A 22,629-nucleotide genomic window follows, 5' to 3' on the forward strand; every position below is an offset into this window, starting at 1 on the left:
GGATAAAATAATCAGGTACAGTTTATCGGGGTTCGAAAAAAAAGTCAAGCAAAACCTTGCATTTTTCACACTTTCTTCTTGCATTTTCAACCCCAAACACCGCCGCTGGTAAAACCGCTGAAAAACCATGGGATTTCCTCTTTTTTTCCGTGGTTTTTTTGGCGGACTTCCCCCCTTGCCAGGGTGTGCGCCATCCAGTAAAATAAAGGTATTATCCTCTATTTTCATCAGAAGCCGTGTGGAAAGGGGCGTTTTTTGTGGAAGCATTGAAGCAGCGGATTCAGCGGGACGGAAAGATCCGGGGAAACAACGAGGTACTCAAGGTGGACAGCTTTCTCAACCACCAGATGGACGTGGCCTTCCTGGAGGAGATCGGACGGGAATTCCGCCGGCGGTTCGCAGGATGTCAGGTGGACCGGATTCTCACCATTGAGGCCTCCGGCATCGGCATCGCCTGCCTGGCCGCGCCGGCCTTTGACCACGTGCCAGTGGTTTTCGCCAAGAAGAACAAGACCAAAAACATCGACGGGAACGTGTATCTCAGCCAGGTGGAGTCCTTCACCCAGGGCAAGCGTCCCTATCCCATTTTCGTCTCCAAGGAGTTTCTGCACCCCGGGGAACGGGTCCTGCTCATCGACGATTTCCTGGCCAACGGCAGCGCCCTGAGCGCCCTGATTGACCTGGTCCATCAGGCCGGCGCCCAGGTGGTGGGGGCGGGCATTGTCATTGAGAAGGCCTTCCAGCCCGGCGGGGCCCTCATCCGGGGCAAGGGCGTGCGGGTGGAATCCCTGGCCCGGATCGAAAGCATGGACGAGGAGGACGGCATCACCTTCTGTGACTGAGGGCAGTCTGACGGAGGGGGACGGTCTTCCGTCATGGCGCCTCCGCGCCCGCCCGCTCCGATCCCGCCGGCGTCATGTCCGTTTGTTTCCAAGCGGCCGCCGGAAAACCCGGAAAATAGATTGGTTCTGTCAAAAAGGCGGTCAGTCTGTCCGACTGACCGCCTTTCGTGCTGTCCGGCCTCAGCCCGCCGCCAGCTGCTGGATAAACCGACGGGTCCGGGCCTTCTCCTTTCCACTGGGGTCTGCAAAACGAAAAAAGGGCAGAAAAAGAGGGCCTGCGTAAACCACTCGCCGGCCCTGTTTTTCCGAAGGTTAAAAAATGAAAAGAAGCTTTCTTGACTCTTGCAAGGATATCTTACCAAGGACTTGTTACAAAAAAAGGCTACAAATGTTACAGAATCTTTAAGTTTTCGGGACTTTTTTTCCGCACCTGGGCAAAGAAGTCCTGGAGGAGCTGGGCGCACTCCTCCTCCAAAATATGCCCCACGATCTTGGGGTGGTGGCGGAAGTCCTCCTCAAAGAGGTTGAGGATAGACCCGCAGGCTCCGAAGCCGGCGTCTTTGGCCCCGTAGTAGAGCTCTGGAATCCGGGCGGAGAGGATACCCCCGGCGCACATGGGGCAGGGCTCCAGGGTGACATAGAGCCGGGCGCCCTTGAGACGCCAGTCCCCATGGGACCGGCAGGCGTCGGTGATGGCGGCCAGCTCGGCATGGGCCAGGGGGCTTTTGTCCTCCTCCCGGCGGTTGCGGCCCCGACCGATGATCTGACCGGCCCGGTCCACAATGACGCAGCCCACGGGGACCTCCCCGGCGGCGGCGGCCTCCCGGGCCAGGGCCAGGGCCTGGCGCATGTAGTCTTCGTGGGTCATGTCTCTGCCTCCTGTCCGTTTCTGGCCCTATTGTAACGGATTGCCCGCCTGGGTGCAAGGGAAATGTGCTTTTCTGCGGGTGTGTCGGCCTGCTTCTGGGCAGGGGATGGGGAGGTTGTGGGGATTGGCCCACGCCGTTGGAACGGCAGGGAACCTTGGCTTGCCCAGCCGGGGCCCCATTTCTTGGGAAGAAATGGGGGAAAGAACCCCCGGGGGAGGAGGTTCCTCCCCCGGGACCCCCTTCTCTGGTGGGGTTATATGAGGAAAGGCTGTACTTCTCACTTGTTACCTGGCCTGCGGCCCTCACAGCGAAAGGCTCGTAACGGCCCGCCCACCGGCTGGGCGGGCTGGGAATGTGGGCAGGTGCCCTTTGGGAGAAGGCAGAGAAAAACCTTTTCGTTTCCCACTTGTTCCTCCCGTCTATGAACCACCTCTCCCGCCCGAGCCGGTGGGCGGGAGAGGTAAGATTGGGGTTCTTGGATAAAGGATAGGAACGGACTCTCATCTGGGATCAGATAATTTTTACCGTTATGAACAACCTTGAAAATCTTCATCTTTTGTTCACAAAACCGCAAAAGGACATCCAACAAAATGTTGGATGCCCTTTCGTCTTCATTCCTAAGTAGAGCATTGTTTCACTAATTATCCAGTAATCTTGGTTCTCATCTTGATCTTCCTAACAAGGAGAAGTAGGTAGATCACAAACATAAAGAGAGCCAAAAAGACACTGAAAGGAAAATCCCTTAAAATTATGGTGTCAATTTCATATGGAATGGACCTCAAAGCAATAACAGGTAGCGCAATAAAACTTTCTGCTAAGCCAACTATCAAGCATATCCACGAAATTTTCTCCGCGTTTTTCAAAAAGCTTTGATGTCCTAAGAGGAGAAGAAGTGCATAAATAAAACACAAAAAACACAATCCAACAAATTTTCCCATTTGGAAAGATTGACGTGGGTCTCCCAATGGATCTGCATAAAAAACGCACCACAAAAAGGGAATTTCTAACCAAGGCAATAGGACTGCTATCATATTTGGAATCAACCATTCATTTTTTCTCATCACTCATTACCTATGATCAGGGAAATTAAACTCGACAGTGACAATGTAATATCCACCCATTCCAAGTACTTGACTTTTCACTTCACTCCATGCCCAAGGAGCCGCTATCGTAACTATATTTTATGTGCAAAATTTACATATAAATAGTATCAAAATTCTTTTTTCTTGTCAAGTAGAGAAGTTACAGTCTCTATTTCCCTATACCTAAACCAAAGAAAAATGGAAAGTATGGAGACGGGCAAGAAGGAGAGATTCCCTGCATGAGATACTTCCCGCTGACTTGCCCAACAATAGAAAACAACAGCCTCTTTTACTCAAAAAAGGCTGTTGTCCTTTTATTGACCCAGTAAAACTTATGGCGGCAGTCCGCCCCCTTTGCTCCCGGCCCCCATGGCCTGCAGGGCCGCCAAATAGAGCAGCAGTCCAAAGCACAGTCCCCCCACCGCGGCGGGAAAGGAGACCAGGCCGGCCCGAAGCAGCACCGTCTCCATCAAATCCCCGCAGGAGGCCGCCAGGCAGGCGGCCAGGGTGGGGGCGGTAAACCAGGAAAACACCGGCAGGGAAAGCCCAATTTCCCGGGAAACCACCCGCCAGCTGAGCACCGCTCCCAGCAGGGCTGACAGGGCAAAGCTGAAGGCATACCCCCCCATGCCCCACCGGCCCACCGTCAGGCAGGTGAGCACCAGCTGCACACTGTCCGCGGCCAGGGCGATTCCCGCCGAAGCCCCCTGGCGGTTGACCCCGCTCAAAACGCAGGCCGAGAGGGTCTGCCAGCAGGAGAAGAGCACCCCCAGGGCCAGCAGCGGGAGATGATCCCCCACCCGGTCATCCCGGTACAGGCTCTGCCCGATGGCCGAGCCCAGCACCGCCAGCAGGGCCAGGGCGGGAATGAGGATCAGATTGGCCGCCCCCACCGACCGCTTCACCTGCCGGCGGATGGCCTCCTTCTGTCCCAGGGCGGAATACTGGGAGAGCTTGGGGGTGAGCACCAGCCCCAGGGCGCTGAGAAAGGCCGTGGGCAGCAAGAGCATGGGCAGCGTCATGCCAAAGGTCACGCCGTAGGCCGACACCGCCTCCCCCTGGTCCATTCCCCCCTGGACCAGCAGCCGGGGGATGAGCACCGCGTTGGCCGAGGAGATGAGATTCCCCAGCAGGGCCGCAAACCCCAGGGGCAGGGCGATCCGCCCAATCTTGCCCCGGAGGGCCTTGGGGGTCAGTTTCTCCCCGGACAGACCCGCCGGAGGCCCCAAGTACACCCGGAAGAGCACCGTCTGGGTGAGGGCGGAGACCACCTCGCACAGGGCCATGCCCAGCACAATGGTCCCCACGGCCTTCTCGGCGGTGTCGGGCGCCAGGCGCCACAGCAGGGCCAGCACCAGCAGGGACCGGAGGACCTGCTCCGCCAGCTCCGTGATGGCGGCGGGGTAGACCCGGCCCGTGCCGTAAAAATAGTGTTTCTGGAGATTTTCCGTCCCCGTCAGCAGCAGACAGGGGACCAGGAGGATGAGCCCCAGCTGGGTTCTTGCGTCCCCCAAAAGATACACCGAGGCCCCGTCCGAAAAGAGCAGCAGCAGGGAACAGGGCATCAGGGCCAGCAGGAAAAACAGCTTCACCGCCTGGCCCCGGACCTGGTAAATGGCCCGCTGGTTCCCCAGGGCCTGGTACCAGGCGGAGAGATTGGACACCGCCGTGGTCAGCCCCACAGAGGTCAGGGACAGCAGCACCGAATACACCGGCAGGATCAGCTGATACAGCCCCAAAATCTCCGCCCCCGCCAGACGGGTCAGCCCAATCCGATACACAAACCCCACCAGCTGGGACAACACCCCCGTGATGGTCAGCACCGCCACACCGCGCACCCGCTCACCTCCTGTTCCTCTCACTGTATGAGAGGCCGGAGGGAAACTATGCCAAAAAACCGCCCTCCCTGTGATGGGAGGGCGGAAGTGTGTACTATGCTTTCCACCTTTGCAGCAGCCAGAGCACCGCAATCAGATTCAGAGAGATAAAAAAGAATACCGTCCCTTCGGACAACGACACAACAAAGTGCGACTGAGCTATCGCCTGCCAGGTCATGTTATCGGACAAAATATGCTCGAAGAGCCGCAGAATTCCATATTCCAAGAGCCCCAAAAGAAAAGAAAACAGGAGGGAGAGGGGATAGGAGAAAAGCATCAGCAAAAAGCAGGGCCATTGTTTTTTCATATCGTTCAGAAATCACCCGCCTATACGACAATTCACATAAAATAACACCTCTGTACTCTTGTACTTTAACATTAGGAAGATTGATTTGTCAACAAAAACACCAGTGTATTCGGTTCAATTTTTGTATGAAACTGAAAATACGATTTCTCTCTCCCTCACGAAAAGCAGAAACTGCAAGGGGAAGCTTCCCTTGCTGCTGCAAGAGAAACAAATCCCTTTCTTCCGGACCCTTTCCCAGATTTCCCGCCTCCGACTCCTCACAGGAAAGCTGGAGACACCAGACCTTGGGAAGAAAGAAAACGCAGGCTCACTTGCAAAATTTTCAACTTTTTACCCATATGAAGGGATCGGTGCAGGAAAGGCCAGGGGAGTCTATCATTTTTACGGAAATTGGTTGTTTTCTCTCCCTTTTTTCGGTAAAACGGCGAAAAGGTTTGCCTTGTCCCTTGGGCGAAAATACAGTATACTATTTCGTGAAGTATTTATATACAGGGGTAGCATGCCCTGTATGACCAATGTTAGGAGGAAATCCCTATGGCATTTGTTGAGGTCACCAAAAAGGACCACATCGCGGTTGTCACCATGAACCGCCCCGAGGCGCTCAACGCCCTGAACAAGGCCGTTTTCACGGACCTGGAGGTCGCCCTGGACGACGTGGAAAGGGACGATGAGGTCTATGTTGTCATCATCACCGGCGCAGGCCGGGCATTCATCGCCGGCGCCGACATCGGCGAGATGGCACCCATGAATGTGGCGGAAGGTCTGGCCTTCAGTGAGCTGGGCAACCGCATTCTCATGCGGGTGGACATGATGGAGAAGCCCACCATCGCTGCGGTCAACGGCTTCGCCCTGGGCGGCGGCTGCGAGATGGCCCTGGCCTGCGACATCCGCATCGCTTCCGAGAAGGCCAAGTTCGGCCAGCCCGAGGTGGGTCTGGGCATCATCCCCGGCTTCGGCGGCACCCAGCGTATGGCCCGGATCATCGGCACCGGCCCCGCCATGGAGCTGATCTACACCGCCGACACCATCGACGCCCAGCGCGCCCTGGAGATCGGCATGGTCAACCACGTGGTCCCCGCTGACCAGCTGATGGACGAGGCCATGAAGCTGGCCCAGAAGATCTGCACCAACGCCCAGAAGGCCATCCGCGCATCCAAGCTGGCCATCCGCCGCGGCATTGACTGCGACATCTCCACCGCTGTAAGCTATGAGGCCCTGGCTTTCGCCACCTGCTTCGGCACCGAGGACCAGAAGGAAGGCATGCAGGCTTTCCTGGAGAAGAGAAAGGAAAAGCACTTCAAGAACAAGTAAGCTTTTCTCTCCCTTTGCTTTTTTCCGTCTCCTCCCGTGGGGAGGGACAACCGATTGTTTTCTAAATTATAAAATTGGAGGAACACCACAATGGCTATCAATAAGATTATGGTGCTGGGCGCCGGCACCATGGGTATGGGGATCGCTCAGGTTTTCGCTGAGGCTGGCAAGACCGTTCTCGTCCGCGACATCGCCGACGCTTTCATTCAGCGGGGTGAGGGCGTGCTGAAGAAGAACCTGGAGAAGAAGGTCGCCAAGGGCAAGATCACCGAGGAGCAGAAGAACGACATGCTCTCCCGGGTCTCCTTCACCCTGGAGCTGGCCGACGCCAAGGACTGCGACCTGGTGGTAGAGGCTGCCATCGAGGTTCTGGACATCAAGAAGGGCATCTTCAAGGAGCTCGACGAGATCTGCAAGCCTGAGACCATCCTGGCTTCCAACACCTCCTCCATCTCCATCACCGCCATCGCCGCCGCCACCAAGCGCCCCGAGAAGGTGCTGGGCATGCACTTCTTCAACCCCGCCCCCGCTATGAAGCTGGTGGAAGTCATCCGCGGCGCCCGCACCAACGACGAGACCTTCCAGGCTGTCTACGGCTGCGCCAAGGAGATCGGCAAGAACCCCGTCGAGGTGGGCGAGGCTCCCGGCTTCGTGGTCAACCGCATCCTGTTCCCCATGATCAACGAGGCCATTATCGTTCTGGAGAACGGCATTGCCTCCAAGGAGGACATTGACACCGCCATGATGTACGGCGCCAACCACAAGATGGGCCCCCTGGCTCTGGCCGACCTGGTTGGTCTGGACATCTGCCTGGCCATCATGGAGACCATCTTCACCGAGACCGGCGACTCCAAGTATCGTCCCGCTCTGACCATGAAGAAGATGGTCCGTGCCGGCCTGCTGGGCCAGAAGACCGGCGAGGGCTTCTACAAGTATTGATCCCTCTCTTTGGTTTGACCTCTATATGGAACCCTCCCTGCGGCAGAGCCGCAGGGAGGGTTTTTTGCTGTAAAAAGGAGACAATCCCCCTTTCAGAAAGGGAAGCTCTGTTGACGAGGAGAGGCAGATATGTTATGTTCAAAGAAAGCGGGGGGCCCATGGGGCGGAACCAGACGACGCAGGCAGTCCCAAGGGGATTCCGCCTCCCGTGAGGATGGGCTTTTCCACCGGCACAGCAACCTTACAGAATAAATGTTTAGGAGGTACCGGCATGAAGCATGGCAAACGATTTCTATGGATTGTCCCCCTTTTCTGCCTTCTGGCGGCCTGCGGCGGGCAGGGAACCCAGGCGGAGAGTGCCCGCTGGGACACCTTTCACCACGAAGGGGACAACGTGCAGCTCTCCCTGGGCATGACCCAGGCGGAGGTGGAGGACAAACTTACTCCGGCAGAGGGTTCCTCTCCCTCGACGGACACGGACACGGTGATATACGGGGACACCCCGGAGGACCGCATTGCCGTCACGTATTACGACGGTGTGGTCAACAACATCTCCCTGGATGAAACCCTCCAGACAGAGAAGACCTCCAACTGGTCTCTGCAGGGAGGGATCACCGTGGGAAGCTCCAAGGAAGACCTTGACAAGGTCTATGGTGCATGCACCATGTCCAACGAACAGGACCAGTATTTTGTGTACTACTATGATTCCAGCCATACCTTATTGACAGAAGACCATATCGACGATGTGGATTACATGGTCTCATTCATCCTGGAAGAGGATGGGCTTCTTGCCTGCGCCATCGGCTCTGCGGAGCCGGCGCTGGAGCCCAGCTCCAGTCCTTAACCTCCGCAGACAAAAGAGGAAACTATGGAAACGGCCCCCGTCCTGATGGGACGGGGGCCGTTTTTCAAACGCTGTTGGGCTTAGGGGGAATCTTTGCCGAACAGACGTCCCAACAGCCGGTGGAGGGCGGAGGGCTTCTCGCTGACTGTGGGAGCCTGCTCCGGCCGGTGGAGGGAGACCCGCATCAGCTCCTCCTGACTGTCCACCCGGACGGTCCGGATCTCTTTCCGCAGATAGGCGCCGCTGGGCTGCAGAAAGGAGGCCTTGGCGTTGTCCTGGAGCTGGAGGTCCAAAATATACCGCAGCTGCTCCTGGATTTCCCTGTCCCAGATGGGGCAAGCGATCTCCACCCGCCGCTGGAGGTTGCGGGTCATCAGGTCTGCGGAGGCAATGAAATATTTGGCCTGGTTTCCCCGGCCAAAGACATAGATCCGGGCGTGCTCCAGGTAGCGGCCCACAATGCTGGTGACCTGGATGTTCTCCGTCTTCAGAAGCACCCCCGGGCGGATGCAGCAGATGCCCCGGATGATCATCTCAATCTGCACCCCCGCCTGGGAGGCCTCCCGGAGCTTGTCGATGATCTCCCGCTCTGTGATGGAATTGGCCTTGATGCAGAGGTAGCCCTGGGGTCCCTTGTCAATCTCCTGCTGGATCATGGCGCACAGCTGGGACTTTAGACCGTTGGGGGCCACCAGCAGGGAGTGGTATCCCCCCTCCAAGTTGTCGGTGAGCATGTTGCGGAAAAAGGCCGCGCCGTCGTCCCCGATGACAGGGGAGGCGGTCATAACGCTCAGGTCGGTGTACAGGGCGCTGGTCTTTTCATTGTAGTTGCCGGTCCCCACCTGGGTGATATAGTGGGTGCCCTTCTTGTCCCGGAGGGTAATCAGGCAGAGCTTGCTGTGACACTTAAAGTTCTCCATGCCGTAGATGACCTTGCACCCGGCTTCCTCCAGCATTTTGGACCAGGCGATGTTGTTGGCCTCGTCAAACCGAGCCCGAAGCTCCATGAGGGCCACCACCTCTTTCCCGTTCTCCGCCGCCCGGCAGAGAATCCGGGCAATCTTGGAGGTGGAGGCCAGGCGGTAAATGGTGATCTTGATGGAGGCCACGTCGGGCCGGTCCGCCGCCTCTTCCAGCAGGCGCAGGAAGGGGTCAATGGAATCAAAGGGAAAGAAGAGCAGCCGGTCCTTCCGGCGGATCTGCTCAATCATGGACTCCTGGCGGTTTAAGTCCTCCGGCCACCGGGGATGGTAGGCCGGGTAGGTGAGCCTGGCCCGCAGGTCGGGGGACAGGGCTTTCTCCAGGTCATAGACATAGCCCATGGACAGGGGAGCGCTGTCGTAATAAATCTGATGGGTCTCCACTTGGATCACCCGCTCCAGCAGGGCGAGCATCTCCTGGGAGGGCCGCTGGCCCAGCTCCAGGCGGACAATGGACTGGTTGGCCCGCCGTTTGAGGAGCTTGGTCATCAGCAGGCGGAAATCGTCCTCACTGTCCTCAAATTTTTCCGTGTCAAAGGTGAGGTCCGCGTTCCGGGTGGCGCTGATGACGCAGGTCTCCTCCACCTTGTATTTTCCAAAGAGGGTAGGGGCCCACTGACGGAGGATGGTCTCCAGGCGGAGAAAGCGGCCCCGGGTGCCGGGCAGGAGAAACAACGGGGGCAGCGAGGTGGGAAGGGGGATAAAGCCCAGGGAGGTCTTGCCGCTTTTGCTCCGCAGCAGGGCGGTGATATACAGCGCCTTGTTGTCCAGATGGGGGGTGGGATGGCGCTGGCCCACGATCTGGGGCGAGAGAATGGGGAGGACCACAGAGTGAAAGTAGTCCTTCACCTGGGCCCGCTCCTCCTGGGTCAGCTGGTCATAGGTCAGGTCCACAATGCCCTCCTGGGCCAACAGACCGCTGACCCGGTTATAGAGCTGGCCCTTGATCTCTATGAGGCCGGGAACGGCCTCATAGACCGCCTTCAGCTGTTCCCGGGGACGCATGCCGCTCTTGCTGTCCACCTCCTCCGGGGAGACCGCCGCCATGTCCACCAGGCTGCCCACCCGGACCATGAAAAACTCATCCAGATTGCTGGCGAAAATGGCGATAAATTTCAGCCGTTCCAGGGCGGGAACGGTCTCGTCCGCCCCCTCTTCCAGGACCCGGCGGTTGAACCGGAGCCAGCTGAGCTCCCGGTTTTGGGTATAGGTATAATCGGTTACGACGCTTTGCGGATCTTTTGGCATAGATAGCCCTCCCGTACCCCATATTTGCTGACGATCATCTCCCCGGCTCCAAAACCCTCCACCATGTGGCGGAGGATCAGCAGGCCGGGGATCATGGTGTGGATGCGCTCCGGCTCCACCTTTAAGATCAAATCCGCCGCCGCCTTATGGGAGGAGCACAGCAGGGCGCTCACCTGCTCCAGCTGGCCCACAGAGACCCGGTTGGTGTCCTCCGGCAGGTGGCACACCCGTTTGGCCAGCTTCAGGGCCGCCCGGGCGGTCCCGCCCACACAGACCAGGGGGAGACCCTGGCGGACGGGCCCCTCCACCACCCCCCGGGTGGCCTGGCGGATGGCCTTTTTCATGCTCTCCACCGCCTGCTGGTTGGGCAGAATCTTTTTCACCCAGTCCCGGTAGAGCTTCAGAGAGCCCACGGGACAGCTGACCGCCGAGACCAGCTGACCATGGGCAAAGCGGACCACCTCCGTGCTGGCCCCGCCGATGTCCACAAACAGTCCCTCTGACAATGCCAGCTCCTCCATGGCCCCGGCGTAGCCCAGGCGGGCCTCCTCCTCCCCGGAGAGAACCTCAATGGCAAAGCCGGTGCCCCGCTGGATCTCCGCCACCGCCTGGGCGGTGTTTCGGATATTTCGCAGGGAGGCCGTGGCAAACACCGCCACCTGGGGGATGTTCAGGGCACGCAAGGTGCCCCGGAAGGACCGCAGACCCAGGATGGCCCGGGTGATCCCCTCGGGGCTGAGCGCCCCTTCCTCCACATAGCCGGCCAGACCGGCCATGATCTTATCCTTAAAGAGAATGGTGAAAGTGCCGGCCTCCGTGGTCTCATAGACCGACAGGCGCATGGAATTGGAGCCGATGTCGATGACTGCTTGTTTCATGGTTTCCTCCCGACCTGCCTGACACACAGACAGGAATTCCTATCTTTTAGCATACTTGGACTCTGTAAAATCAAAAACCAATTTTCTGTTAAATGCCGGCATATCTCACTCCCCGGCTCACGCCGGCGGGGGAGAGGCGGGGTCGGCCTGCTTGGGGTTTACATGGACCATACAGTGCTTCACCAGGGGAAAGGCCTGCTCAATGGCCTCGTGGACCGACTCCGCAATGGCGTGGGCCTGGGACAAAGGGAGATCAGCCTGGGCCGCGATCTCCGCGTCCACGTAGATTTTCGCCCCGAACAGGCGGGTTTGCAGCAGGTCCAGCCCCAGCACCCCGGGCTGGTCCAGAATGACCTGGGTCATCTGCGCCAGGGTTTCCTCATCACAGGACCGGTCCACCATTTTATCCACGGCGTCCCGGAAGATGTCCACGGCGGCCTTGACGATGAAAATGCAGATCACCACACTGGCCACGCTGTCCATCACTGGAAAACCCGCCAGGGAACAGACAATTCCCACCAGGGCCCCGATGGAGGAGAGGCTGTCAGACCGGTGATGCCAGGCGTCCGCCATGAGGGCGTCGGAGTGAATCTTCTTGGCCGCGGCCCGGGTATACCAGTACATCCACTCCTTGACCACAATGGAGACCGCCGCCGCCACAAGGGCCAGCATCCCGGGCACCGCCAGGTCGGCATAGGACCCGGCCAGAATGGTTTTCAGCCCCTTCCAGCCGATGAGCAGCCCGGTCTCCAGCAGGATCAGGGCCAGGGCCACCGAGGCCACGCACTCAAACCGCTCATGTCCATAGCGGTGCTGGGCATCGGCCTGCTTGCTGGAAATCTGAATCCCGATCATAACGATCAGGGTGGAAAACACGTCCGAAGCCGAGTGAACCGCGTCGGAGATCATGGCCCCCGAGTGGGCGAACACCCCCGCCAGAAGTTTTCCCGCGGAGAGGACGAGATTCACCGCCACACTGACCAGGGAGACCCGCATGGCCAGGCCCTTGGCCTGCTGGGGGGAGAGGGGCGATTCTGCTTTGGAAGATTGGGTTTGCAAGGGAATACACCTCCATAGACAGGAAGCCACCCGCGCATAAGGGGCGGATGGCTTTCCAAACTGCACTTGTTGGAAGGAACTCAGCCCTCAGCGGGCGGGGTTCCTCCACCACTCTTTCGGTGGCCTTTTTTATGCCAGTGAGAACGGCCCTTTCTCTCCTCCCCAGGTTTGGTCCGGTTGGGCTTTTCCGGGTGGGGATGGGGATTGGACCTGTTCCGGCTCCGGCTGTTCCGGTGGCGGCGGCGGACGGCCTCCTCCTGATAGAGTGCCTCCTCCGCTTCGGCCGCCAGGCCCTGGAGCTCTGTCTCCAGGGGAAGGGGCTGCTGGCTCTTGCCATTGCGATGGTGGCGGGGCCGGTGGCGGGCTTTTTCCTTCTCCCGCTCCACCTCCGCCTCCAAGGCCCGCTCCGCCCGTTCGGCGTTCCGGCCCCGGTCACCCCGGCGGCGGCGGTTGGGGGCGTGGTCGGGCTGGGCCTGGGTAGGCGTCCCGTGTTCGGCCAGAAACTCATCCAAGGCCGCGGCCAGGGCGGCCTGCTCCCGGCGGTACTGGTCCTCCGGGGACTCGGTGACCTTCCGCAGCTTGGCCAGCTCCTCCTTGGGGGGCTGCACATAGCCCTCCGGGCGCTTGCCCTTGCCGCTGCGGACCACTCGGATCTCACTGTTGTGATAGGTCTTCAGGGTGTCCGGGGCGTCGTCCAGGCGGACCCGCACCTTTTCCCGCAGGGTGTTGACGCTGATGATGGTGCCCGCCCCGTCGGGGGTCTCCACAAAGGAATCCATACGGGGGGCGTCCTTCATCAGGTCCTCATAGGCCTCCTGCTCATACTTCAGGCAGCACATGAGCCGGCCGCAGGTGCCGGAAATCTTGGTGGGGTTCAGGGAGAGGTTTTGGGTCTTGGCCATCTTGATGGAGACCGGCTGGAACTCCCGCAAAAAGGAGTTGCAGCAGAAGGGACGGCCGCAGATTCCCAGGCCCCCCAGCATCTTGGCCTCATCCCGAATGCCGATCTGCCGCAGCTCAATCCGGGTGTGGAAGACCGCGGCCAGGCTCTTCACCAGGCCCCGGAAGTCCACCCGTCCGTCGGAGGTGAAGAAGAAGAGGATTTTGGTCCCCTCAAAGCTGCACTCCACGCTCACCAGCTTCATGTCCAGTTTATGCTCCAGGATCTTCTCTTGACAAACCCGGAAGGCATAGACCTCCTTCTCCCGGTTTTTCTCCACCACGGCAAGGTCTTCCTCCGTGGCCGCCCGGACCACGGGGCGCAGGGGCGCGGCCAGCTCGGCCTCGGCCAAAGTAAAGTTGCCCCGGACGCACTGGGCGTACTCCAGACCTGAGGCGGTCTCCACAATGAGACCATCCCCAGGGCGGCAGACCATGCCCTGGGGGTCAAAATAATATTGTTTGCCCTCGCTGCGAAAGCGAACGCTGATAATCTCTGCCATAGTTTTCTCCTTTGCTTACAGCGCGGCGGCGATCCAGCCGCTCAAATGGCCGGGGCTGACGGGAAACTCACAGGCCGCCCGAATGGGGACCAGGCGGTCCAGCACCGGCAGCAGGTCGGGCCGCCGGGGCAGTTCCGCCGCCAGCCGGGACAGGGCGGCCTCCAGGAGGAGGGGAAATTCCTCCCGGTCCTTCTTCTCCAGGGAGAGGAGGAAGGGCAGGCGGTCCCGGGGAGAGGCCCCGGTGAGGATCAGGTCGGCTAAGGTCTCCCCCGCCTGGTCGGCCTGCCGGGTCTCTTCTCCTGGAGCCCGGAGGGTTTCGCACCGGGACCGGATGGTGGGCAGCAGAAGCCCAGGCTGGGGGGAGAGAAAGAGGAAGCAGGCGTAGGCGGGCCCCTCCTCGATGAGCTTCAACAGAATATTCTGCCCCGTGGGATTGAGCAGCTCACTGTGCTCCAAAAGATAGACCTTTTTGGGGGCCTCATTGGGGCGGATATAGGCATCGGACCGCAGGGCCCGGACCTCCTCGGCCTTCAGGCCCTCCCCCTCTGGGTCGGCCCGGATAATATCTGGATGAATTCCCAGGCCGGCCTTCCGGCAGCCCGGGCAGTGCCCGCAGGGAGGGGTCTCCCCGGTACAGACCCAGGCGGCGGCCAGGGCCTCGGCCAGGGGACGGCGGTTTTCCCCCACCACCAGATAGGCGTGGGATAAGTTGCGCTTTGCCATGCGAATCCGCAGATGGGCTGGGACCTCCATGGGGAGGCTCACCTCCTTTTCTCCACAAAAACAGGGGAACTTGGGGAAAGACGGGGGCTCATCCCTTGGAAAAAGCCCGCCGGAGGGCGGCGTAGGTCAGTTCATAGGCCTGCTTGCTCACCTCCGCCTCGGGGACACTGAGCTCAAAGCAGTGATAGCAGCCGGGAAACACATGGCACTCCACCGGCACCCCGGCGGCCATCAGCCGGGACCAATAGGTGAGGTTCTCGTCCCGGCCCGGGTCCAGCTGCCCGATGAAGGAGAACAGGGGCGGCAGGCCCCCAAGGTCCTTGGCCAGGGCGGGGGACTCATACTGGGTGGGCATGTGCCCGGGGCTGAGCACCTTGTCCCAGGAGATCCGGCAGTTGTCCCGGCACCAGACCTTCCGGTCGGTGATCTCCTGGGAGGAGGGGGTCTCCAGCCGGCAGTCCAGCTCCCCATAAAGGGGAACCTGCAGGCAGAGTCTGGGTCCCTTCCGGTCCCGGGCCAGCAGCGCCACGGCGGCGGCCAGGTTGCCCCCCGCCGACAGACCGGCCACCGCCAGACGGTCCGGGTCCACCCCCAGGGTCTGGTGGTTGGTCCAAACCCACAGCAGGGCGGCGTAGCAGTCCTCCAGGGGGGCGGGCATCTTCCACTGGGGCGCCAGGCGGTACTCCACCGAGACCACCACGCAGCCCACGTGCTTTACATACCGCTGGCACAGGTCCTCCTGCCGGTAGACCGTGCCGAAGAGAAAGCCTCCGCCGTGGTAGAAGAACAGGCAGGGCAGGGGGGCTTTCTCCCGCTGGCTGGGGGCGTACACCCGAATTTTCACCTGGGGCGCACCGTCGGGACCGGGAATCATCTGGTCCCAAGCCTTCACCTGGGGGTCCTCCCGCAGGTTGGCCAGTTCTGCGGCGTTGCACTTGGGGACAAACTCCTCCAGGTGCTCAAAGTCAAAGCCGGCTGAGGCGTCATACCAGTCCCGCAGCTGGGGCTGGATACGGTCACGGAATGTCATGGCAATCCCTCCTTGACAGCGGGGCCAGAGGGCCCCTTTTGAAAGCAAAACGGCGGTGGAGCACAGTCCTCCTCCGCCGTTTCAGGTCAATATGCGTGCTTGCCCCGGGAGAAGGCCACCACCGTGCGGCGGTTGGGCTCGGTTCCCGTGGAATAGGTGATGACGTCGGGATAGTCCTGGAGGGTCTCGTGGATCACATGGCGCTCATAGGCGTTCATGGGCTCCAGGGTGATATTCCGGCGGTATTTGACCACTTTGACGGCAACTTTATTGGCCAGGCGCTTGAGGGATTCCTCCCGCTTGGCCCGGTAGTGCTCCGCGTCAATGTGAATCCGCACCCGGTGGGTCCGGCCCCGGTTGACCGCGTAGTTGGTCAGCTGCTGGATGGCGTCCAGGGTCTCCCCCCGGTGGCCGATGAGGGCGCCCAGCTTCGGGCCCTCCAGGGTCACAAGAATCCCATTGTCCCCTTTGGGGGACACGTGGATGGCGGCCTCCACCCCCATGTGGGCCAGCAGGCCGGAGAGAAAGGCGCGGATTCGCTCCTCCAGGTCCCCCGGCTTGGCTCCGGGCACAGGGGAAGCCGGGGCCTCTGCTTTGGCCGGTCCCTTGGGGGCGGCCTCCGCCGGACGGGCCGGGGTCGCGGCCGGCTTCGGCTGGGGGGCCGGGGCGAAGATCTCCTCCACCGGGGAGACCGGGGCCTCCTCCTGGGAGACTTCATAGGTCACCTTGACCTTGGCCGGAGAGCTGCCAAACCCCAAAAATCCATTCCTCGCCCGCTCCAGGACCTCCACGGAAACACTGTCCCGGTCCAGCCCCAGCTGGGCCAGGGCATTCTGTATGGCAGCCTCTTCCGATCTGCCTGTGGCTTCAATCCATTTCAACATCAGGCTCGTCTCTCCTTATTTCTCGTCGTTGTCCTGTTCCGGCTCTTCCAGGAAGGATTCCTCCACGAAGCCCTCCTCTTCCTCCGGGACGGGCGCCGGCTGGGGCACCGGTTTCTCCGGGGCCGCGGACGTGGGGGCGGCGGAAGGTTTCTCCTCTTGGGCGGCCTGGGCGGGTTTTTCTGTCTTGGTGGGCTGATTGGGCTGGTCCTTCTTGCCCTTCTTCCCCTTGGCCTTGGCGGTCTTCTGTTCCTCCGCCAGGCGCTGCTGCTCCTCCTGGGCCTGCTTGGCCAGATCATTGGGGTCCTGGTAGGGGAAGGTGGGGTAGCGTTCCGGGTCATACAGCCGGCCCCGGGCGTAGGCCCGGATACCCTCCCGGCTGGCGGTGGCGATGCTCTTGTTCAGCTTGCGCTCCATCTGAATCCGGCGCATCTCCTCGGCGGCCTTTTTCTTGGCCTCCGCCTGGGCCTGCTTTTCTCGTTTGACGCGCTCTTTCTCCTCTTCCCGACGCTTGACCTTGGCCTCTTCCTGCTTTTTCAGGAAGGAGCGGAGGAAGGGGATGTTCAGCACTTCCTGCAGCATGGCAAACAGGCTGTTGGCAATCCAGTACACACCCAGGGCGGCGGGCAGGGTGAAGCAGATCCACAGGGAGAACAGGGGCATAATGAACATGGTCATCCGGGTGGACTGGTCCATGGTTCTCCGGGTGCCCAGGACCTTTCCGTTGATGTGGTTGGTGACGATCATGGACACCACGCCCAGGGCGGCGGAGATCACGGGGATCAGCCAGAGGCCGAAGGCGGCGCCGATATCGTCGGCCTTCCAGAACATGAAGTGGGGGGTCTGAGACAGGTTTACCCCCAGGAAGGTAAAGTCAATCTGGGGCATGTTGGCCAGCTCCGGCACCGCCGCGACAATCTTGTCATGGTTCAGGAAGACATCCTGGGCCATTTGGAGCTGCTGGTTTCTGTAATCCAGCACGTTTCCATACAGCAGGTTGGAGACCACGTTGAACTGATCCTGGGTCATGTTCAGCAGATAGGTCAAAGGCTGCCGGACGATGGCGTACAGCACCATCAGAAAAGGCAGGGGAAGGAAGGACCAGAGACAGCCGGAGGAGGGCTTGACCCCTTCCTCCTCATAGAGCCTTTGCAGCTCCTGGCTATATTTCACCCGGTCCCGGGCGTACTTTTGCTGTAATACCTTCTGCTTTTCCGCCAGGCCGCTCATGGAGAGCATGCCCTTGCGCCCCTTGAGGAAGATGGGGAACAGGATCAGACGGATCACCAGACCGAACAGAATCAGGGACACGCCATAGCTGCCGGTCAGGTCGTAGAACAGCAAAAGCAGTTTGGCAAAGGGGGTTAAAATAATACTCATTGCAGCGCCTCCAGGTTGGATGGATGCCGCCGGCGGTCACCGGCAGGCGAAACAGGCTGTCCCGGATCAGGGGACGGGGTCATACTCAATGCTCTTCTGCCGGTGAAAGGGATTGCATCGGAGAATCCGGCGCAGGGCAAGAAAGCCCCCCTTCCAGGCGCCGTATTTTTCAATGGCCTCCAAAGCATAGGCCGAGCAAGTGGGGATGAAACGGCAGCAGGGGGGACGGGCAGGGGAGATGACCTTCCGGTAAAACCGGATCATCCAGAGCAGAACAGCCTTCATGGCTTCTCTCCCTCCGCATCAGAACCTTGGGGGGAGAGAAGCTGGAGCTTTTTTGCCAGGCGGAGAAAATCCCGTTCCAGTTCGGCGTACCGGCTGTAAACCGCCCGAACCCGGGCCACGACGACAATATCGTAGCCGGGGGAGAGCCGGTGCTCCTGCAGGCGGTAGATTTCCCGCAGCCGGCGGCGCACTCGGTTCCGGACCACCGCGTGGCCCAGCTTGGTTCCCGTGGTCAGGCCCAACCGGTTTTCCCGCCGGCCGTTTTTCCGGCAGTACAGAACCATGGTGGGCGAAACCGCGCTCCGGCCCTTGGCGTAGAGCCGGCGGAACACTCTGTTTTCCTTTAAGGAAACGGTATACTTCACGGTGAAATTCTCCTTGCTTTGAGGACAGACAGCGAACGGGGAGGGCCCGCCTCCCGCCATCGGACAAGGCCGGCCGGGAGAAGGCCCGTCCAGCGCCCGATGCTTCGCAGGGGCGGTGGAATCTGATTCCCCGCCCCTTGTATGTACTCTTTATGCGGTTAACCTTGGCATTAGTGGGTCAGCCGGGCACGGCCTCTGGCGCGGCGACGGGCCAGAACCTTGCGCCCATTGGCGGTGGACATACGCTTGCGGAACCCGTGCTCCTTGGAACGCTGACGCTTTTTGGGCTGATAGGTACGAACCATTCTGATACACCTCCTGTATCGATTTCCAGCGGGAATTCCCGCCAACCACAACGGCCGAATTGCCCCGGCCGCGGTTGTCAAACATACACGCACCATGGCAGAAAGCCATGATTACATGAATGATATTATAGCGGAAAAGAATCCTCTGTGTCAACCTTAATTTTCACCTGGCAGGGGGTGGGGTTGGGAGAGGAAAGCAACGCAAGATATTGTGGGGGATGGCTGTTTTTGCGGGGGCTTTCAGATTGCTCTCAGGCTGTGCTTTGGGTGGAGGTTCTTTTTCCGGCGCCGTTGGAACGGGCGGGAACCTTGGCTTCCCAGCCGGGGCCCTATTTCTTTGAAGAAATAGGGGAAAGAACACCAAGGGGAAGGAGGTTCCTTCCCCTTGGAACCCCATTCTCTGGTGGGAGGAATGGGGGAAGGTAGTTGGTCAGGTAGGGGCCTGGCCTGCGGCCTCCAAGACCAACGCCTCATGGCCCGCCCACCGGCTCGGGCGGGCGGGAGAAGTGGTTCGTTGACGGGAGGAAAAAGTGGGAAACGAAATGGTTTTTCTCCTCCTTTTCCCAAAGGGTACCTGTCCACGTCCCCAGCCCGCCCAGCCGGTGGGCGGGTCGCTACGGGCCTTTCGCTGGGAGGGCCGCAGGCCAGGTATCCTGTAAGAGGTACAGCCTCCCCCACACAACTCCACCAGAGAAGGGAGTCCAGAGGGAAGAACCTCTTCCCTCTGGGGTTCTTTCCCCCATTTCTTCCCAAGAAATGGGGCCCCGGCCGGGTAGGCCAAGGTTCCCTGCCGTTCCAACGGCGTGGGTCATGGAACAACCTCCTCCCACAGCAAAAGAAACACCTGCTTGCCAAAAAATAAGGAATCTGATATAATAAACTGATTTTTTATCGATTGTTCTGAAGGAAAGTCAACAGGTCCATGAAACCATGGGCCTATCTCGCCGTGGCAGGAGAACCCCGGCAGACGTTGGAACGAGAAAGAAGGAGGAAGCCCATGAACTCCGCCGCCGACATTTGGGAGCGCGTGCTCTCTCTCATGCAGCAGACCATGACCGAAACCACCATCACCACGTGGTTTTCCGACGCGGAACCCATCGCCCTGGATGAAAACCGGTTTATTTTATACGTGCCCACGGACTTTAAGCGGGAAATCGTGGCCTCCCGGTATATAGGGGATATCAAGAAGGCCCTCTATGATCTCTTCTCCGCGGAGCTGGAGGTGGTGGTTCTCAGCGAGGAGGAGAAGGAGAAGTATGGCAAACGGGAGCCTGTCTCCCGCTTTCTGCCGGGGACGGAGGAGTACACCTTTGAACGGTTCGTGGTGGGCAACTCCAACAAATTGGCCCACGCCGCCGCCCTGGCGGTGGCGGAGCATCCGGCGGAAAATTACAACCCCCTCTTCATCCACGGGGAATCCGGCCTGGGCAAAACCCATCTGCTCTACGCCATCGCCCACACCATCCATAAAAATCATCCAGACTATAAAATTGTCTACATCCGGGGAGAGGACTTTACCAACGAGCTCATCCGGGACATTCGGGCAGGCAAGAACCAGGAGTTCCGGGACAAATACCGGTCGGCGGATGTCTTCCTCATGGACGACGTCCAGTTCATCGCCGGCCGGGACTCCACCCAGGAGGAGATGTTCCATACCTTTAACACCCTTTATGAGGACAAAAAGCAGATCGTCTTTACCGCCGACCGTCCCCCCAAGGAGATGCTCCGGCTGGAGGACCGGTTAAAAACCCGGTTTGAATGGGGCCTGCTGGCGGACATCCAGCCCCCGGACTATGAGACCCGCATGGCCATCATCAAAAACAAGGCCATCCGCATGGGGGTGGAGCTGCCGGAAGAGGTTCTCATCTATGTGGCGGAAAACATCACCTCCAACGTGCGGCAGATTGAGGGAACGGTCAAGAAAATCCTGGCCTTCCGGGACCTTTTGGGCAGCAACGTGGACGCCAGCTCCGTCACCCGGGCGGTGCGGGACATGTTTAAGGAGACCTCGGACATCCTCCCCACCGCGGAGGTCATCATTGAAGAGGTGGGCAAGTTCTACGACATCGACCCCAACGCCATCCGGGGCCAGGGCCGGACCAAGGCCACCAGCTGGGCCCGGCACATCGCCATCTATCTCACCCGGCACATGACCAAACTCTCCCTGAAGGACATCGGCAAGGAGTTCGACAACCGGGATCACACCACCATCCTCCACTCCATCGACCGGGTGGAGAAGCAATGCAAAACCGACCCGGAGACCAACGAGGTCATCAAGGACATCCGCTCCAACATCAACGAACGATATAACTGAAATTCCTCCCCTTTCCCCCAAAATATTCCACCGTATTTTGTGGATAAGTGGAACAAGCTGTGTGGACAAGGGGAAACTTTCCACAAAGGGAAAAAACTTGTCCCATTCTGTCCACGGAGCCATGTTGGGAAACAAGCCCTGTCATTCCTGGATTTTTTCGGGTTTTCCACAAAAAATTTCCCTACTGCTACTACTGCGACCTTTCTTTCCTGTTCTCCCTATTTTGCGGGGAAAATCGGGAAATGACGATTCCAACACGACAGGAGGTCTTTCCATGAAATTCAGCTGCGAAAAAGCACTGCTGCAAAACGCCATCCTCACCGCCTCCCGGGCTGTCTCCCCCAAGAGCACCATTCCCGCCTTAGAGGGACTCCTTCTGGAGGCCGAGGACTCCGGCACCGTCTTCCTCACCGGCTATAACCAGGAGACCGGCATCCGCTCCGCCATCCAGGCCGATGTCACCGAGGCCGGTTCCATGGTCCTCTCCGCCCGTCTCTTCGGTGAGATCGTCCGAAAGATGCCCGACGACACCTTGCTCTTTCAGGAAGAGGCCCTAAAGGTTCACATCGCCTGCGGCATGAGTGAATTCGACCTCATGGGCATCGACCCCGAGGACTTTCCCGAGCTGCCCACCGTGGAGTATCAAAACTCCCTGTCCATCCCGGAACAGACCCTCCGGGCCATGATCGGACAGACCCTGTTCGCTGTCAGCGACGACGAGAGCCGCCCGGTCCACACCGGCAGCCTCTTTGTGGTGGATGAGGAGGGACTCACCATGGTGGCGGTGGATGGATTCCGCCTGGCCCTACGCCGGGAGCCGGTGGCGGAGAAGAACGGGACCTTCGAGTTCGTCGTCCCCGGGGCCTCCCTCAGCGAGGTGGAGAAGATCTGCCGGGAGACCGACGAGCTGGTGGGCATCCACCAGGGCGCCCGGCATATCCTGTTTAAGATCGGCAGCACCATCCTCATCTCCCGGCGGCTGGAAGGGGAGTTCTTGGCTTGGCGGCAGGCCATTCCCCGGAACAACCCCATCAAGGTTACCGCCAACACCAAGCAGCTGCTGGCCTGCATCGACCGGGTGTCCCTCATTGTCAGCGAGAAGCTCAAGAGCCCCCTGCGGTGCGTCATCGGAGAGGGCGAGATTGACATGACCACCAAAACCGCCCTGGGCAACGCCCATGACTGCTGCCCGGTGGAGGGCAACGGAAACGGCCTGGAGATCGGGTTCAACAACAAGTACATGATGGATGCCCTGAAGGCGGCTCCCAAAGATCAAGTGACCCTGGAGCTGTCCAGCCCCATCACCCCCTGCATCATCGTCCCGGCGGAGGGAGAGGAGAATTTCCTGTTCATGGTCCTCCCCGTCCGCCTCAAAGCAGATTTCTAAGCAAAATAACGGCGTCGTACTTCGCATCTCCCTTCCCTCCCTGCTTTCTCCTCCCAAAGGGTACCCGCCCAGCCGGTGGGCGGGCCGTTACCAGCGTTTCAACGAGAGGGCCGCAGGCCAGGTACCAAGTGAGAAGTACATCCTTCCCCCACACCACCCCACCAGAGAAGGGAGTCCAGAGGGAAGAACCTCTTCCCTCTGGGGTTCTTTCCCCCATTTCTTCCCAAGAAATGGGGCCCCGGCTGGGTAAGCCATTGTTCCCTGCCGTTCCAACGGCGGTG

Annotated in this window: 19 protein-coding genes; 6 read left to right on the forward strand and 13 right to left on the reverse strand. The window is 59.8% G+C overall.

The window, feature by feature from the left end:
- Nucleotides 1-257: 257 nt before the first annotated feature.
- Entirely contained in the window at nucleotides 258-842 is a 585-nt protein-coding gene (locus DV520_RS06625) for a xanthine phosphoribosyltransferase (RefSeq protein ID WP_021919298.1), read from the forward strand.
- Between the two features lie 391 nt (nucleotides 843-1,233).
- On the opposite strand, the gene DV520_RS06630 is transcribed toward DV520_RS06625, so the two are convergent.
- The gene (locus DV520_RS06630; protein WP_021919299.1) at nucleotides 1,234-1,710 is read right to left on the reverse strand and encodes a nucleoside deaminase; all 477 of its coding nucleotides are present in this window, start codon (nucleotides 1,708-1,710) and stop codon (nucleotides 1,234-1,236) included.
- 1,415 nt (nucleotides 1,711-3,125) lie between these two features.
- Complete coding sequence (locus DV520_RS06640; RefSeq protein WP_117142213.1) at nucleotides 3,126-4,631, reverse strand: oligosaccharide flippase family protein; 1,506 nt, start codon at nucleotides 4,629-4,631, stop codon at nucleotides 3,126-3,128.
- Between the two features lie 880 nt (nucleotides 4,632-5,511).
- On the opposite strand from DV520_RS06640, the gene DV520_RS06650 reads away from it, so the two are divergent.
- The 3 genes from DV520_RS06650 (at nucleotide 5,512) to DV520_RS06660 (ending at nucleotide 8,071) form a co-directional block, all read left to right on the forward strand.
- The gene (locus DV520_RS06650) at nucleotides 5,512-6,288 is read left to right on the forward strand and encodes an enoyl-CoA hydratase-related protein (RefSeq protein ID WP_117142215.1); all 777 of its coding nucleotides are present in this window, start codon (nucleotides 5,512-5,514) and stop codon (nucleotides 6,286-6,288) included.
- 96 nt (nucleotides 6,289-6,384) lie between these two features.
- On the forward strand, nucleotides 6,385-7,227 hold the full coding sequence (locus DV520_RS06655) for a 3-hydroxybutyryl-CoA dehydrogenase (RefSeq protein WP_117142227.1): 843 nt from the start codon (nucleotides 6,385-6,387) through the stop codon (nucleotides 7,225-7,227).
- Between the two features lie 271 nt (nucleotides 7,228-7,498).
- Nucleotides 7,499-8,071 (forward strand): hypothetical protein, encoded by a 573-nt coding sequence (locus DV520_RS06660; protein ID WP_021920305.1) that lies wholly within the window; start codon nucleotides 7,499-7,501, stop codon nucleotides 8,069-8,071.
- Between the two features lie 80 nt (nucleotides 8,072-8,151).
- Here DV520_RS06660 and ppk1 read toward each other — a convergent pair whose 3' ends face one another.
- The 11 genes from ppk1 to rpmH all read right to left on the reverse strand — a co-directional run bounded on the left by ppk1 (nucleotide 8,152) and on the right by rpmH (nucleotide 18,647).
- Nucleotides 8,152-10,299: a polyphosphate kinase 1 gene (gene ppk1 / locus DV520_RS06665; RefSeq protein ID WP_117142216.1), complete on the reverse strand. Its 2,148-nt coding sequence runs from the start codon at nucleotides 10,297-10,299 to the stop codon at nucleotides 8,152-8,154.
- Complete coding sequence (locus DV520_RS06670; RefSeq protein WP_117142217.1) at nucleotides 10,272-11,177, reverse strand: Ppx/GppA phosphatase family protein; 906 nt, start codon at nucleotides 11,175-11,177, stop codon at nucleotides 10,272-10,274. Before DV520_RS06670 ends, ppk1 begins: the two co-directional genes overlap by 28 nt.
- A 117-nt stretch (nucleotides 11,178-11,294) precedes the next feature.
- On the reverse strand, nucleotides 11,295-12,173 hold the full coding sequence (locus tag DV520_RS06675; protein ID WP_117142228.1) for a cation diffusion facilitator family transporter: 879 nt from the start codon (nucleotides 12,171-12,173) through the stop codon (nucleotides 11,295-11,297).
- Between the two features lie 143 nt (nucleotides 12,174-12,316).
- Complete coding sequence (locus DV520_RS12670; RefSeq protein ID WP_205727604.1) at nucleotides 12,317-13,678, reverse strand: PSP1 domain-containing protein; 1,362 nt, start codon at nucleotides 13,676-13,678, stop codon at nucleotides 12,317-12,319.
- 15 nt (nucleotides 13,679-13,693) lie between these two features.
- On the reverse strand, nucleotides 13,694-14,431 hold the full coding sequence (locus tag DV520_RS06685; RefSeq protein ID WP_021920310.1) for a DNA polymerase III, delta' subunit: 738 nt from the start codon (nucleotides 14,429-14,431) through the stop codon (nucleotides 13,694-13,696).
- A gap of 58 nt (nucleotides 14,432-14,489) precedes the next feature.
- Nucleotides 14,490-15,431 (reverse strand): alpha/beta hydrolase, encoded by a 942-nt coding sequence (locus DV520_RS06690; protein ID WP_021920311.1) that lies wholly within the window; start codon nucleotides 15,429-15,431, stop codon nucleotides 14,490-14,492.
- An 86-nt stretch (nucleotides 15,432-15,517) separates the two neighbouring features.
- Nucleotides 15,518-16,315: an RNA-binding cell elongation regulator Jag/EloR gene (gene jag, locus DV520_RS06695; RefSeq protein WP_117142218.1), complete on the reverse strand. Its 798-nt coding sequence runs from the start codon at nucleotides 16,313-16,315 to the stop codon at nucleotides 15,518-15,520.
- A gap of 15 nt (nucleotides 16,316-16,330) precedes the next feature.
- On the reverse strand, nucleotides 16,331-17,692 hold the full coding sequence (locus DV520_RS06700; protein ID WP_117142219.1) for a membrane protein insertase YidC: 1,362 nt from the start codon (nucleotides 17,690-17,692) through the stop codon (nucleotides 16,331-16,333).
- 66 nt (nucleotides 17,693-17,758) lie between these two features.
- Nucleotides 17,759-17,977 carry a membrane protein insertion efficiency factor YidD gene (gene yidD / locus DV520_RS06705; protein WP_021920314.1) on the reverse strand — a complete coding sequence of 73 codons (219 nt, stop codon included), beginning with the start codon at nucleotides 17,975-17,977 and terminating at the stop codon, nucleotides 17,759-17,761.
- A complete protein-coding gene (gene rnpA, locus DV520_RS06710; protein WP_021920315.1) occupies nucleotides 17,974-18,342 on the reverse strand; it encodes a ribonuclease P protein component in 369 nt (122 codons plus the stop codon). Before rnpA ends, yidD begins: the two co-directional genes overlap by 4 nt.
- A 170-nt stretch (nucleotides 18,343-18,512) precedes the next feature.
- Entirely contained in the window at nucleotides 18,513-18,647 is a 135-nt protein-coding gene (rpmH, locus tag DV520_RS06715) for a 50S ribosomal protein L34 (protein WP_021920316.1), read from the reverse strand.
- Between the two features lie 997 nt (nucleotides 18,648-19,644).
- Here rpmH and dnaA point away from each other — a divergent pair.
- Together dnaA and dnaN are read left to right on the forward strand one after the other, a co-directional pair.
- On the forward strand, nucleotides 19,645-20,961 hold the full coding sequence (gene dnaA, locus DV520_RS06725) for a chromosomal replication initiator protein DnaA (protein ID WP_021920258.1): 1,317 nt from the start codon (nucleotides 19,645-19,647) through the stop codon (nucleotides 20,959-20,961).
- Between the two features lie 274 nt (nucleotides 20,962-21,235).
- Nucleotides 21,236-22,348, forward strand: a complete 1,113-nt coding sequence (gene dnaN, locus DV520_RS06730; RefSeq protein WP_117142221.1) for a DNA polymerase III subunit beta — start codon at nucleotides 21,236-21,238, stop codon at nucleotides 22,346-22,348.
- Nucleotides 22,349-22,629: the final 281 nt, after the last annotated feature.

This window comes from Evtepia gabavorous (assembly GCF_003425665.1).
GTDB classification, from domain to species: Bacteria; Bacillota; Clostridia; order Oscillospirales; family Oscillospiraceae; genus Evtepia; species Evtepia gabavorous.